The organism is Streptomyces sp. NPDC024555, from assembly GCF_055559335.1.
Genome location: NZ_JBVHKV010000002.1, coordinates 59,749 through 72,952 on the forward strand (window position 1 = coordinate 59,749; position 13,204 = coordinate 72,952).

A 13,204-nucleotide genomic window follows, 5' to 3' on the forward strand; every position below is an offset into this window, starting at 1 on the left:
GGACGGGGGCGACTTCGCCGCGGCGTATGAACGGCTCGGCTCGATTCTGCCAGGGTGGCGCAGTCCCCGTCACCGTCGCCGTACGGAGGAGTCAGTCGCCGAGCCGCACCAGGAGCGGCGGCGCGTGGTCGCCGCCGACCGTGGTGAGCGAGAGCACCGCGTGCCCCGGGGGCAGCTCGTAGGCGAGGGCGGAGGCGGACCACCGTTCGCGCTCGACCTGGCGGACGGTGACGGCGTCCGTGGTGACGGCCTTGCCGGTGGCCAGTTTCCGCAGGGAGTGCAGGGCGCGGGTGAGCGGCTGGTCGGCGAAGACGCCGTGCTGGGCGACCTCGCGGACCTCCACCCACTCCTTGCCCCAGGCCTCGGCGAAGCGTTTGCCGTCCCAGGTGGTGACGCCGGGGAAGGCCATGGCGCAGCCCACCGCGCCGAGCAGCGCGGTGTGCAGTTCCTCGGGCACGTCGTCCAGGGTGCGCAGGGCGAGGACCGCCCCGGCGTTGACCGAACGCAGCCTCCGGATGCCCCGGACGGTGTCGGCGGTGACCGTGTGGGTCGCGTCGTCCAGGACCAGGCAGACGAAGAGCCCGCGGTCGGCGCGGGCCGCGGCGATGGCGTTGAACTGGGCGAGGATCAGCCGGGCCAGCACCCGGGAGGCCTCCGCGTGGGCGCGCTCCGGCAGGTCGACGCGGACCCGCAGCGGGTGCTGCTCCAGGGAGCGCAGCGAGAAGGGGCGGGCGTCGGGGCCGGTGGCGAAGAACCCGGCGAAGGCGGGCCGGTCGAGGACCGCGATCCGGTCGGCGAGCACCGCGCCGGGGTCCCCGGGGGCGCCGGCCTGGCGCCTGCGGGCGTCCAGCTCGCGCAGCATCGGGTGGTGGCCGGCCGCCTCCAGGGCCCGTCGCAGTCCGTCGAGGACGGGGCCGGGTCCTTCGAGGAGTTCGCGCAGTTCGGGGACTGAGGGGAAGGTGCCGTGGACCGCGCGGTAGGGGCCCAGCAGCTGGCCGAGTGCGGTGGCTGCGCGCCGGGTGTCCAGGGTGGGCAGGTCTCCGGCCAGTCCCTCGGCGAGGGCGGCGGCCGCCTCGTCGGGGTCGGTCGTGCCGCCGTAGAGGTCGAAGTCGTGCACGGACGCGGGGTCGCCGATGCGGACGACGACGTCGTAGGCGCCGTCCGGGCCGAGCCGGTCGCCCGCGCCGCCGACGGCGAGGACGGCCGCCTGGCCGGTGAGCGCCCTCAGGGCGAGGGATTCGACGACCGGCCGGACCACCCGCTCGGTCTTTCCGGATCCGGGCGGTCCGACGACCAGCAGCGAGGTGCCGAGCGAGGCGGGGTCCAGCGCCATGCCGACGCCCCGGCGCGCGTAGGGGTTGCGCGGGTCGTCGGCGCAGGAGCCGATCCGCACCTGGCCGGTGAGCGCGTCGTGGAGGGCGGTGCGCCGGGGCAGATCACGCAGGCCGGAGGGGTGCAGACAGGCGTCGGCGCCCTTGCGCAGGACGGCCGCGGTGAACGTCTCGCGCAGGTCGGGGCGGTTGCGGGCGGTGGTCCAGGCGTGGCGCAGCCGTACGCAGTCCACGTCGTTGAGCCGGTCGTTGCGCACGGCGGCGGTGAGCGCGTCGGCGGCGTCCGGGTGTCCCGCGGCCCGCAGTTCGGGCCAGTGGGCGCGGTCCTCGCCGGGCTGTACGGGTGCGGCGGGGCGGTCCGGGGCGGCTGCGGGGCGTCCGGTGCGGCGGCGAAGCTCGGCGGCCCACTGGCCGGTGCGGGCGAAGGGCCAGACGATCGCGGTGCCGATCAGGGCGTAGAGCACGAGCGCGACGAGGAGCGCCGCGTACGGGTTGCCGCCGCCGCGCATCCAGCTGGTGGGGACGGCGGGCAGGACGATGTCGGCGAGCGGCACCCGCCGGGTCCAGACGAGCCAGACGGTCAGGGCCGCGCCGCCCGCGGTCAGCCACAGCCGGGCGCGGGCGACCCGGTCCCCCGCGAAGTACCGGAAGACGTCGGCCCAGCCGCCGAGGCGGGCGGCCCAGAAGCCGAGGGCGAGCACCAGCACCTGGTAGTAGAGGGTGGTGGAGTTGACGACCAGGGCCGGGGCGTCCTCCCGGAGGCCGCCGAAGGACCACCACTCGGGTCCGGTGATGATCTCGATCGGTTTGTACACATAGGGGACGGCGCGCTCGGTGAGGAGCAGCCAGAGCAGGAGCCAGAGCACCAGCGTGGCCACCGGGCCGACCAGTGAGGGGCGCGGCGGCCGCTCGGCGGGCCGGGGCACATGGGCGAAGCGCCACACCCCCGGCGCGGTCGCGGGACGGGGGGTGTCCAGCCAGGCGGCCGTGGCCGAGGCGGGCCGGGCGGCCTGCGGCGCGGGCGCGGCCTTCGACGGCGGGGCGGTGCGGGGAGCGGCGGGCGGCGGGACGGCGGGCGGGAACGCGGGCGGCGGTCCGGCCGGGCGCGGCACGGAGCCGCCCGGTCCTCCGGCCCGGCCGTCGGGCGGCTGCGCCCCCCGCGTGCCCCGGCCGCCGTGCGTACCGTCGTTCTCCATGAACCGTTGCCCCCTGACCAGCCGGGTCCGACCGCTGCACCCGTCAATCTAGTGCGCTCTCACGGTGAGTTCAGCAACGCGCCCGGATGGTGACCGGCCGGGTGGACGCGGTGCGCGCGGTGCGTTCTGTCCGTCGCGGACAAGGACACGCCCCGCACCACTCCCGTTCGGAGCATGCCCGCTCCCCCTCGCCCCGCCTAGCCTGCAGAAACAAGAGCGTCCGAGACACCCCCCAGGAGCCCCGCATGACCGCTATCCCGCAGGAGCGCCGCGTCGTCACCGCCATTCCCGGCCCGAAGTCCGCGGAGCTGCAGGCCCGCCGGCTGTCGGCGGTCGCCGCCGGGGTGGGGTCCACGCTGCCGGTGTTCACCGCCCGTGCCGGGGGCGGGATCATCGAGGACGTGGACGGGAACCGGCTGATCGACTTCGGTTCCGGGATCGCCGTGACCTCGGTCGGGGCGTCCGCCGAGGCCGTCGTGCGGCGGGCCTCCGCGCAGCTCGCGGACTTCACCCACACCTGTTTCATGGTCACGCCGTACGAGGGGTACGTCGAGGTGTGCGAGCAGCTCGCCGCGCTCACCCCGGGCGACCACGCCAAGAAGTCGGCGCTGTTCAACTCCGGCGCCGAGGCGGTGGAGAACGCGGTGAAGATCGCCCGCGCCTACACCAAGCGCACCGCTGTGGTGGTCTTCGACCACGGCTACCACGGCCGCACCAACCTGACGATGGCGCTGACCGCGAAGAACATGCCGTACAAGCAGGGCTTCGGCCCGTTCGCGCCCGAGGTGTACCGGGTGCCGGTGGCGTACGGCTACCGCTGGCCGACCGGGGCCGAGAACGCCGGCGCCGAGGCGTCCGCGCAGGCCATCGACCAGATCACCAAGCAGATCGGCGCGGAGAACGTCGCGGCGATCATCATCGAGCCGGTGCTCGGCGAGGGCGGCTTCATCGAGCCGGCCAAGGGCTTCCTGCCGGCGATCGCCGCGTTCGCCGCGGAGAACGGCATCGTCTTCGTCGCCGACGAGATCCAGTCGGGCTTCTGCCGGACCGGCCAGTGGTTCGCCTGTGAGGACGAGGGCATCGTCCCGGACCTGATCACCACGGCCAAGGGCATCGCCGGCGGTCTTCCGCTCTCCGCCGTGACCGGGCGCGCCGAGATCATGGACGCCGCGCACTCCGGCGGCCTCGGCGGCACGTACGGCGGCAACCCGGTGGCCTGCGCGGCGGCGCTCGGGGCCATCGAGACGATGCGCGAGCTGGACCTGAACGGGAAGGCGAAGCGCATCGAGGAGGTCATGAAGGGCCGGCTCGCCGAGATGCGGGACAAGCTCCCGAACGGGGAGATCATCGGCGACATCCGCGGCCGCGGCGCCATGATCGCGATCGAGCTGGTGAAGCCGGGCACGAAGGACCCGCACCCCGAGGCGGCCGGTGCGCTGGCGAAGGCCTGCCACGCCGAGGGCGTTCTCGTGCTGACCTGCGGCACCTATGGCAATGTGCTGCGGTTCCTGCCGCCGCTGGTGATCGGCGAGGACCTGCTGAACGAGGGCATGGACGTGATCGAGCAGGCGTTCGCCCGTATCTGATCCGGGGACCGGGGGCGGCGCGCGGCGTTTTCTCCGGGGATGCCCGGTGCCCGTGTGGGGGCCTGTGAAGAAGGTGTGCGGGGGCCATGGCGGGATACCGTTCCCGCTGTCCGTCCCCACCGCCTGACGCTACGGTTTCCGCAGATGAGAGAAACACCCGGCCCGCAGGAATCTGCGGGCGACACCGGGTCGGGGCTTCCCCGGCACCGTCCCGGTGGTGCCTTCGCGCACACCACTGGAGCCTCCGGCTCCGGAACTCCTCACCGATCGGACGGCCGCCCGCCCCACACCCCCCGGGGCGCGCGGCGCACCGGTCCGGCCGTCCGTCCCGGAACACCCCCCCCTGTTCCGGGACGGACGGCTCTTCTCGTTTCCCTGGTGTCGGTGGCGGTGGCCCTGTTCGCCCTGATCACCTGGCAGGTCGCCGCGGGCGGGCCGCTGCGCCGCCTCGACGAGCGCGTCGGGCGGGCCGTCGTCGGGCACGGCCCGCGCCCGCTCACCGAGTTCCTGGCCGATCTCGGCAACACCCAGGTCGCGCTGCCCGTGCTGGGCTGTGCGCTGCTGTGGTGCCTGTGGCGCGGGGAGCGCCTGGCGCCGCTCGCCGCGGCCCTGGCCATGGGGCTGGTGCCGCTGCTGGTCGTTCCGGTGAAGGAGTGGGTGGCCCGGCCGGGCCCGCTGACCCCGGACACCGGCTACTACCCGTCGGGCCACGCGGCGACCGCCGCCGTGGCATACGGGGCGGCGGCGATGCTGCTGGCCCGGTACACCGCGCGGCGATGGACGATGCCCGTCGCCTCCGTCCTGCTGACGGTGGCGACGGGCATCGGGCTGGTGCTGCGCGGCTACCACTGGCCCCTGGACGTGGCGGGCAGCTGGTGCCTGTGCGCGGTGGTGCTGGTGGCGCTCGGGGTGGTCAGCCGCCGCCTCCGGCGTACGTGACCGGCCGCCACGCGCCGATGTACGGGGTCAGTTGCCGAAGTACGCGTCGAAGTTCTTCGAGAACTCCCCGTTGTTGAAGCGGTCCCAGTTGATGGACCAGGTCATCAGCCCGCGCAGGGCCGGCCAGGTTCCGTGGGTCTGGTAGGAGCCGCAGTCGGTCTTCTTGGTGAGGCAGTTGAGGGCCTTGGTGACCTCGGCGGGCGAGGTGTGCCCGTTGCCCGCCTGGGTGGAGGCCGGCAGGCCGATCGCGACCTGGTCGGGACGGAGTCCGGGGAAGACCTTGGTCTGGTCGCCGGCGACCGGGAAGCCGGTGAGCAGCATGTCGGTCATGGCGATGTGGAAGTCCGCGCCGCCCATCGAGTGGTACTGGTTGTCCAGGCCCATGATGGAGCCCGAGTTGTAGTCCTGGACGTGCAGCAGCGTGAGGTCGTCGCGGAGCGCGTGGATCACCGGCAGGTAGGCGCCGGCGCGCGGGTCCTGGCCGCCCCAGGGACCGGAGCCGTAGTACTGGTAGCCGAGCTGCACGAAGAAGGTCTCGGGAGCCATGGTGAGGACGAACTTCTCGCCGTACTTGGCCTTGAGGGACTTCACCGCGGAGATCAGGTTGACGACCACCGGTGTGGTCGGGTTCCGGAAGTCGGTGTCCCCGGTGTTCAGCGAGAGGGAGTGGCCCTCGAAGTCGATGTCCAGGCCGTCCAGCCCGTACTCGTCGATGATCTTGCTGACGGAGGAGACGAAGGTGTCGCGCGCCGCGGTGGTGGAGAGCTGCACCTGGCCGTTCTGGCCGCCGATGGAGATCAGGACCTTCTTGCCCGCGGCCTGCTTGGCCTTGATGGCGGCCTTGAACTCGGCCTCCGACTCGACGTTCGGGCACTCGGTGACCGGGCAGAGCTTGAAGCGGATGTCGCCGGAGGTGACGGAGGTCGGCTCGCCGAAGGCGAGGTCGATGACGTCCCAGGAGTCGGGCACGTCCGCCATCCGGGTGTAGCCGGAGCCGTTGGCGAAGCTGGCGTGGAGGTAGCCGACGAGGGCGTGGGCGGGCAGGCCGGAGTTGCCTCCGTCGCCCCCGCCGCCGCCCGTGGTGGTGGTCGCCGAGACCGTGCCGGACTTCGCCGATTCGCCCGCCTCGTTGGTGGCGGAGACCTGGAAGCTGTACGCCGTCGACGCGGTCAGCCCGGACACGGTCGCCGAGGTGCCGGTGGTGGAGGCGACCTTGGTGCCGCCCTGGTAGACGTTGTAGCCGGTGGCCCCGGTGGAGCCGGTCCAGGACAGACCGACCGAGGACGACGTCACGGACGAGGTCTTGAGGCCGGTGGGCGCGGCGGGGATCGCGACCGGGTCGCCGCCGGGGCCGACGAGGGTGAGGTCGTCGGCGTAGTAGGCGGGGGTGCCGTACCAGCCGTGGGTGTAGACGGTGACGGACTTGGTCGACGCGCCCGTCTTGAACGTGGTGGTGAGCTGCTTCCAGGCACCGGCCGACTGGGTCCAGGTGGAGACGTCGGTGGTGCCGGTGCCCTCGGCGCCCAGGTAGACGTAGCTGCCCTGCACCCAGGCGCTGAGCGTGTACGTGGAGTCCGGCTTGACCGCTACGGTCTGGGAGCACTTGGCGTTGTCGGCGCCGGCCGGGGTGGCCTTGAGCGCCGAGGTGCCGCCGTGCACCGGGGTGCTGACGACGGCTCCGCTGCCGCCCGAACAGTTCCAGCCGGTCAGACCGGCCTCGAAGGTGCCGTTGCGCGCCAGGTCGCCGTCGGCCGCGGCGGCGGACGGCGCGGCTGCCGCCAGTCCGCCGGCGGCCAGCAGGGTGGCCGAGAAGGCGGCCAGAAGTCCGGTCATGCGGGCGGGGGGTCCCGTGCGTTCCACAACGGCCTCCGTGCAGGGGGGAATTGGTGGTGGCGCACAACATGGTCCAGACCAATCGGGTTGTCAAGACCTCTGGCATCAGCCGCTCCACCCCCGGAGCACCGCCGCGGCCTCGTGCATCGCGGTCTCCAGGGTGGCGGGAGCGGTGAGCGTGCCCGAGCCGTCCGGCGGCACCAGCCAGCGCAGACCGCCCGCGGCCCGGCCCGGACGGGGCACCGCGATCCAGCTCCCCTCCCCCGCGCCGCGCACCCCCGTGCCCATCCAGTGGGAGACCGTGCCCGGCGGCACGAAGAAGCCGGTCCGGCCGCTGCCGGAGTCGGCGAGGACCGGCCCCGGGCGGCCGGTGAGACGGAAGAGCACCTCCAGCGTGACGCGGCCCGGCTCCCCCGCGACCGTCAGCACGTCCCAGCGCCGGCCGGCCGGAAGCAGCGCCACCCGCAGCGGATCGCGCTCCCACGCCCACCGGCAGGCGCCGGGGTCCGGCGCCGCCGACGCCAGCCACTCCACCGCTGCCCTGACCCCCGTGCCCGCCATGACCGGTACTCCCTCCGTGCGGCTCCGGCTCCGATCGCCGGTGCGTCCACGGAGAAGAGCGCCGCCGGGCCGAACCCTTACGCGGGTTCGGCCCGGCGGCCGAAGTGAGCTGTGTCACGGCCCGGGGCCGTGCGGGTTCAGCTGTCGAAGCCGAGGCCCAGGCGGTCCATCGTCCGCAGCCAGAGGTTGCGGTGTCCGCCGTTGGCGTCCGCCCTGGCCAGGGACCGCTTGGTCAGCTCGATCCCGGCCCAGGCCAGCGGCTCCGGCGGGAACGGCATCGGCTTGCTGCGCACCATCTCCAGCGCGGTGCGCTCGGTCCGCTCGCCCGCGAGCAGGTCGAGCATCACATCGGCGCCGAAACGGGTGGCTCCGACGCCGAGCCCGGTGAATCCGGCGGCATAGGCGACCCGGCCCTGGTGCGCCGTACCGAAGAAGGCGGAGAAACGCGAACAGGTGTCGATCGCGCCTCCCCAGGCGTGGCTGAAGCGCACCCCCTCCAATTGCGGGAAGCAGGTGAAGAACTGCCCGGCGAGTTTCAGGAAGGTCTCCGGCCGCTGGTCGAGGTCGGCGCTGAGCCGGCCCCCGTACGGATAGATCGCGTCGTATCCGCCCCACAGGATCCGGTTGTCCGCGGAAAGGCGGAAGTAGTGGAACTGATTGGCGCTGTCACCGAGTCCCTGGCGGTTCTTCCAGCCGATGGCGGCGAGCTGCTCCTCGGTGAGCGGTTCGGTCATCAGGGCGTAGTCGTAGACCGGGACCGTATAGGGGCGGACCCGCTTCACGAGCGAGGGGAAGATATTGGTGCCGAGCGCGACCCGGCGGGCGAACACCTTGCCGTACGGGGTCCGCACCGCCATTCCGCTTGTGGTTCTGGCGAGCTCCAGTCCGCGGGTGTGCTCGTAGATCCGCACCCCCAGATCGAGGCAGGCGCGCCTCAGTCCCCAGACCAGCTTGGCGGGGTGCAGCATCGCCACCCCGCGGCGGTCCCACAGACCGCCCAGGAAGGTCGGCGAGTCGACCTCCTCGCGCAGGGCGTCGCGGTCCAGGAACTCGACTCCGCCGAAGCCCAGGCGTTCGGCGTCGCGCTGCCATTCCCGCAGCTCATCGAGTTGATGGGGCTCGGTGGCGATATCGATCTCGCCGGTCCGCTCGAACTCGCAGTCGATGCCGTAGCGGGCCACCGCCTCCTCGATGGCGTCGAGGTTGCGGGCCCCCATCTCCTCCAGCCGGGCGATCTCGCCGGGCCAGCGCTCCAGTCCGTTGGGCAGTCCGTGGGTGAGGGAGGCGGCACAGAACCCTCCGTTGCGGCCCGAGGCGGCCCAGCCCGTCTCGTGGCCCTCGATCAGCACGACATCGCGTTCCGGTTCGCGTTCCTTGGCGAGCAGTGCGGTCCACAGACCGCTGTAGCCGCCGCCGATGACGAGCAGATCGCAGTGTTCGGCCCCGGTGAGTGCGGGAAGGGCCTCGGGCCGGCCGGGGTCGTCGAGCCAGAACGACACCGGCTTCGCGTCGGAGAGTGAGTGTGCAGCAGTACGCATGGCAACGGGGGCCATGGTTTCCAACTCCTTCGGACTTTCAGGGTCGTGCGTTTTTCCGCCGGTTCGCGACGAGCTGGCCGACGAGAACCACCATGACGGCAATGATGAACATCGCCGTCCCGATGACGTTGATCTGGACGGGCGTGCCGCGCTGCGCCGAACCCCAGACGAACATGGGGAAGGTCACGGTGGAGCCCGCGTTGAAATTGGTGATGATGAAATCGTCGAAGGAGAGCGCGAACGCGAGCAGCGCTCCCGCGGCGATTCCGGGGGCGGCGATGGGCAGGGTCACGCGCAGGAACGTCTGCACCGGTCCCGCGTACAGATCGCGGGCCGCCTCCTCCAGCCTCGGGTCCATCGACATGACGCGCGCCTTGACGGCCGTCACGACGAAGCTGAGGCAGAACATGATGTGCGCGATGAGGATCGTCCAGAAGCCGAGCTGCGCGCCCATGTTGAGGAACAGGGTGAGCAGCGAGGCCGCCATGACGACCTCGGGCATCGCCATCGGCAGGAAGATCAGCGAGTTGATCGCGCCGCGCGCCCGGAAGCGGTAGCGGACCAGGGCGAAGGCGATCATCGTGCCGAGCACGGTCGCGCCGACCGTGGCCCAGACCGCGATCTGGAGGGAGAGCGAGAGCGAGCCGCACATGTCGGCGACGCCGCAGGGGTCCTTCCAGGCGTCCAGGGAGAAGTGCTGCCAGGCGTAGTTGAAGCGCCCCTTCGGTTTGTTGAAGGAGAACACCATCACCACGATGTTCGGCAGGATCATGTAGGCGAGGGTCAGCAGACCCGCGATGACGACCAGGTGGCGTCGGAGCCAGCGCAGTACGGGCATCAGACCAGGTCCTCCGTCCCGGAGCGGCGGATGTAGACGGTGACCACGATCAGGACGACCGCCATGAGGATGAAGGAGAGCGCGGCCGCCGTCGGGTAGTCGAGCACGCGCAGGAACTGGGTCTGGATCACGCTGCCGACCATCTTGGTGTCGGTGGAGCCCAGCAGTTCCGCGTTGACGTAGTCGCCGCTGGCCGGGATGAAGGTCAGCAGGGTCCCGGAGACGACACCCGGCATGGAGAGCGGGAACGTCACCTTGCGGAAGGTGGTGGCGGGGGTGGCGTACAGGTCCCCGGCGGCCTCGTGGAGCCGCCCGTCGATCCGTTCCAGCGAGGTGTAGAGCGGAAGGATCATGAACGGCAGGAAGTTGTACGTCAGACCGCAGACCACCGCCATCGGCGTGGCCAGCACCCGGTTGTTCTCGGTCCAGCCGAGCCAGCTGGTGACGTCCAGGACGTGCAGCGTGTTCAGTACGTCGACGACCGCGCCGCCGTCCGCGAGGATCGTCTTCCAGGCCAGCGTGCGGATCAGGAAGCTGGTGAAGAACGGGGCGATGACCAGCACCAGCACCACATTGCGCCAGCGCCCCGCCTTGAAGGCGATGAGATAGGCGAGCGGATAGCCGAGCAGCAGGCACAGGAGCGTCGCCGTGCCGGCGTACAGCAGCGAGCGGATGAACTGCGGGTAGTAGTCGGCCAGCGCGTCCCAGTAGGTCCGGAAGTGCCAGGTGACCTCGAAGCCCTGCTCCAGGGAGCCGGTCTGTACGGAGGTGGAGGCCTGGTAGACCAGCGGCAGGGCGAAGAAGACGACGAGCCACAGGATGCCGGGGAGCAGCAGCCAGTAGGGCACGAGGCGCTTGCGCGTGGAGGGCTTGCGCACGACCGGCTCGGCGGCGGGGGCCGGCGGTGCCTCCTGGGTGGGGCTCACGCCGCGTCCTCCACCGTCTCCACACCCGCCGCGATGTCCTGGGCGGCGTCCAGACCGAAGGTGTGGTCCGGGTTCCAGTGCAGCACGACCTCGGCCCCGGGGGTGAGACCGGAGCGGGACTCGACGTTCTGCTCGTACACGTGCAGGGCCTTGCCCGCCGGGCTCTCCACGACGTACTGCGTGGAGACCCCGATGAAGCTGGAGTCGACGATCCGGCCGGTGACCCGGTTGCGTCCGTCGGCTATCGCGTCGGCCTCGTCGGCGCGGCTGAGCGAGATCTTCTCCGGGCGGATGCCGAGGAGCAGCTTGCCGCCCTTGTCGGTGGGGCCCGAACAGCGTCCGGCCGGGAGCCGGAGCTTCCCGCCGCCGGCCGAGACGGTGATCTCGTCCCCGGCGGAGACGACCTCGCCCTCGATGAGGTTGGAGGTGCCGAGGAAGTTGGCGACGAAGGTGGTCCGCGGGTTCTCGTACAGCTCGGCGGGGGCACCGAGCTGTTCGACCCGTCCGGCGTTCATCACGGCGACGGTGTCGGCCATCGTCATGGCCTCCTCCTGGTCGTGGGTGACGTGGATGAACGTGATGCCGACCTCGGTCTGGATGCGCTTGAGTTCGAGCTGCATCTGCCGGCGGAGCTTGAGGTCGAGGGCGCCGAGCGGCTCGTCGAGGAGCAGCACCCGGGGGTGGTTGATCAGGGCGCGGGCGACGGCGACGCGCTGCTGCTGGCCGCCGGAGAGCTGGTGCGGCTTGCGCTTGGCGAAGTCCCCGAGCTGGACGAGGTCCAGCATCTCGTCGACCTGCTTCTTCACCGACTTGATGCCGCGCCGGCGCAGTCCGAAGGCGACGTTCTCGGCGATGTCCAGGTGCGGGAAGAGCGCGTAGCTCTGGAAGACGGTGTTGACCGGCCGCTTGTACGGGGGCAGGGCGGTGATGTCCGTGCCGCCGAGGGTGACGGTGCCGGTGGTGGCCTCCTCCAGCCCGGCGATCATCCGCAGGGTGGTGGTCTTGCCGCAGCCCGACGCGCCGAGCAGCGCGAAGAAGGAGCCCTGCGGGACGGTCAGATCGAGCGGGTGGACGGCGGCGAAGGAGCCGTACGTCTTGCTGATCCCGGTGAGGCGGACATCGCCGCCTGTCTGCTGCTGTGTCATGGATCGCGGTCCCAGTGTGTCAGAGGGAGATCAGGGGGAGGGCCCGGCGTCAGGCGCCGATGAGCTTGGCGAACTTCTCCTCGTACGCCGTCTCCTCCTCGGAGGTGAGGGAACGGAAGGCGTGCGACTTGGCCGCCATCTCCTTGTCCGGGAGAATCAGGGGGTTGTCCGCCATCGAGCGGTCGATCTTGGCCAGTTCCTCGCGGACCCCGTCGACCGGGCAGACGAAGTTGATGTACGCGGCGAGCTGGGCGGCGACCGGGGGCTCGTAGTAGTAGTCCATGAGCCGTTCGGCGTTGGTGCGGTGCCGGGCGCCCGCGGGGACGAGCATGTTGTCGCTGGAGATGACGTAGCCGGCGGCGGGGATCGCGTACTTGATGTCCGGGTTGCCGGCCTGGAGCTGGATGATGTCACCGGCCCAGGCGACACAGGCGGCGATATCGCCCTTGTCCAGGTCGGCGGTGTAGTCGTTGCCGGTGAAGCGGCGGATCTGGTTGCGGTCGACGCCCTTCTGGAGCCGCCCGATGGCGGCGTCGTAGTCGGCGTCGGTGAAGTGGGCGGGGTCCTTGCCCATGTCGAGCAGGGTCATGCCGATGGAGTCGCGCATCTCCGACAGGAAGCTGACCCGGCCCTTGAGCTTCGGGTCGTCCAGCAACTGGCTGACCGAGTCGATCCGGCGCCCGCCGGTCGCCTTGGAGTTGTACGCGATGACGGCGGGGATCCCGGCCCAGGGGTAGGAGTGGGCGCGGCCCGGGTCCCAGTCGGGGGCGCGGAACTGGTCGGAGAGGTTGGCGAACGCGTGCGGCAGGTGCGAGGGGTCGAGCTTCTGCGCCCAGCCCAGGCGGACGATGCGGGCGGCCAGCCAGTCGGTGACGCAGATGATGTCGCGTCCGGTGTCCTGGCCCGCGGCGAGCTGCGGTTTGATCTTCCCGAAGAACTCGACGTTGTCGTTGATGTCCTCGGTGTACTTGACCTTGATCCCGGTGCGCTTGGTGAACGCCTCCAGGGTGGGCCGGTGCTTGCCGTCCTCGGTGACGTCCATGTACTCGGTCCAGTTGGAGAAGTTGACCTGTTTCTCCTTGGCCGAGTGGTCGTCCGAGGCCTCGGCGTCGCCCTGGCGCTGGGCGGCGGGGATGCCGCACGCGCTCAGGGTGCCCAGTCCGCCGATCGCCAGCGCGCCCATGCCTGAGGCGCGCAGCAGCGAGCGGCGGGTGAGGGCTCCCCTGCCGTTGGTCAGTGTGCGACGCATCGCGGCCAGCTGGGCCGCGGAGAGACGCTCGGGCTCGTACTGCTCCATGCGCGTTGCCCTTC

At 71.5% G+C, this 13,204-nt stretch carries 10 protein-coding genes; 2 read left to right on the top strand and 8 right to left on the bottom strand.

The features are described 5' to 3' along the window. Positions 1 to 91: 91 nt before the first annotated feature. Positions 92 to 2,527: a type IV secretory system conjugative DNA transfer family protein gene (locus tag ACZ4FH_RS02900; protein WP_467301808.1), complete on the bottom strand. Its 2,436-nt coding sequence runs from the start codon at positions 2,525 to 2,527 to the stop codon at positions 92 to 94. 245 nt (positions 2,528 to 2,772) lie between these two features. On the opposite strand from ACZ4FH_RS02900, the gene gabT reads away from it, so the two are divergent. Together gabT and ACZ4FH_RS02910 are read left to right on the top strand one after the other, a co-directional pair. Further along, positions 2,773 to 4,113: a 4-aminobutyrate--2-oxoglutarate transaminase gene (gene gabT / locus ACZ4FH_RS02905; RefSeq protein ID WP_467301809.1), complete on the top strand. Its 1,341-nt coding sequence runs from the start codon at positions 2,773 to 2,775 to the stop codon at positions 4,111 to 4,113. A 384-nt stretch (positions 4,114 to 4,497) separates the two neighbouring features. Then, a complete protein-coding gene (locus ACZ4FH_RS02910) occupies positions 4,498 to 5,052 on the top strand; it encodes a phosphatase PAP2 family protein (protein ID WP_467301811.1) in 555 nt (184 codons plus the stop codon). Positions 5,053 to 5,079: 27 nt separating this feature from the next. On the opposite strand, the gene ACZ4FH_RS02915 is transcribed toward ACZ4FH_RS02910, so the two are convergent. The 7 genes from ACZ4FH_RS02915 to ACZ4FH_RS02945 all read right to left on the bottom strand — a co-directional run bounded on the left by ACZ4FH_RS02915 (position 5,080) and on the right by ACZ4FH_RS02945 (position 13,190). Continuing rightward, positions 5,080 to 6,912, bottom strand: a complete 1,833-nt coding sequence (locus ACZ4FH_RS02915; RefSeq protein ID WP_467301812.1) for a chitinase — start codon at positions 6,910 to 6,912, stop codon at positions 5,080 to 5,082. Positions 6,913 to 6,990: 78 nt separating this feature from the next. Further along, a complete protein-coding gene (locus ACZ4FH_RS02920; protein WP_467301813.1) occupies positions 6,991 to 7,446 on the bottom strand; it encodes a hypothetical protein in 456 nt (151 codons plus the stop codon). 137 nt (positions 7,447 to 7,583) lie between these two features. Next, positions 7,584 to 8,999, bottom strand: coding sequence for an NAD(P)/FAD-dependent oxidoreductase (locus tag ACZ4FH_RS02925; RefSeq protein ID WP_467301815.1), 1,416 nt, complete (start codon positions 8,997 to 8,999; stop codon positions 7,584 to 7,586). Between the two features lie 22 nt (positions 9,000 to 9,021). Then, positions 9,022 to 9,822: an ABC transporter permease gene (locus ACZ4FH_RS02930; RefSeq protein WP_383644123.1), complete on the bottom strand. Its 801-nt coding sequence runs from the start codon at positions 9,820 to 9,822 to the stop codon at positions 9,022 to 9,024. Then, positions 9,822 to 10,748, bottom strand: a complete 927-nt coding sequence (locus ACZ4FH_RS02935) for an ABC transporter permease (protein WP_467301818.1) — start codon at positions 10,746 to 10,748, stop codon at positions 9,822 to 9,824. Before ACZ4FH_RS02935 ends, ACZ4FH_RS02930 begins: the two co-directional genes overlap by 1 nt. Next, entirely contained in the window at positions 10,745 to 11,893 is a 1,149-nt protein-coding gene (locus ACZ4FH_RS02940; RefSeq protein ID WP_467301819.1) for an ABC transporter ATP-binding protein, read from the bottom strand. Before ACZ4FH_RS02940 ends, ACZ4FH_RS02935 begins: the two co-directional genes overlap by 4 nt. Positions 11,894 to 11,942: 49 nt before the next feature. Next, positions 11,943 to 13,190: an ABC transporter substrate-binding protein gene (locus tag ACZ4FH_RS02945; protein WP_383644132.1), complete on the bottom strand. Its 1,248-nt coding sequence runs from the start codon at positions 13,188 to 13,190 to the stop codon at positions 11,943 to 11,945. Positions 13,191 to 13,204: the final 14 nt, after the last annotated feature.